The sequence below is a fragment of the Zavarzinella formosa DSM 19928 genome (assembly GCF_000255705.1).
In the GTDB taxonomy this organism is placed as follows: domain Bacteria; phylum Planctomycetota; class Planctomycetia; order Gemmatales; family Gemmataceae; genus Zavarzinella; species Zavarzinella formosa.
The window spans coordinates 360,457-360,741 of sequence record NZ_JH636446.1 but is presented as its reverse complement, the minus strand read 5'-3'; the positions used below and the strand labels follow the sequence as shown (position 1 = coordinate 360,741).

Annotated in this window: 1 protein-coding gene; it reads right to left on the bottom strand. The window is 62.5% G+C overall.

Features of this window, described 5'->3' with window-relative positions:
• Positions 1-285, bottom strand: a 285-nt coding sequence (locus tag BGIM_RS54190; RefSeq protein ID WP_193789046.1) for a DUF1064 domain-containing protein, incomplete at both ends; no start/stop codon positions are given.

Genomic DNA, 285 nt, shown 5'->3' with positions numbered 1-285 from the left:
AGGCGTCAGGCAGCCCTTGGCGTCCGAAATGACCACGCGGCCGTTGGCGAGCCGATAGCGGAAATCGGCGATGTAGTCGCAGATGGGATGGCCATGGGCCGTGAGGCGGAAGCGAGGCTGGAGTTCCAGTTGGTTGACCTTCCCGGCGGCCTCGCAGGAACGGAGGAAGAGGTAGTGGTCCCGTTCCAGGATGGAGTCGAAGGTGTGCCCCATGCAGGCGACACGGGTGTTGCCATATTTGTTGCGGCGGGGCTTCTTCAGTTCCTTGAGGGGCAAGGGAGGATA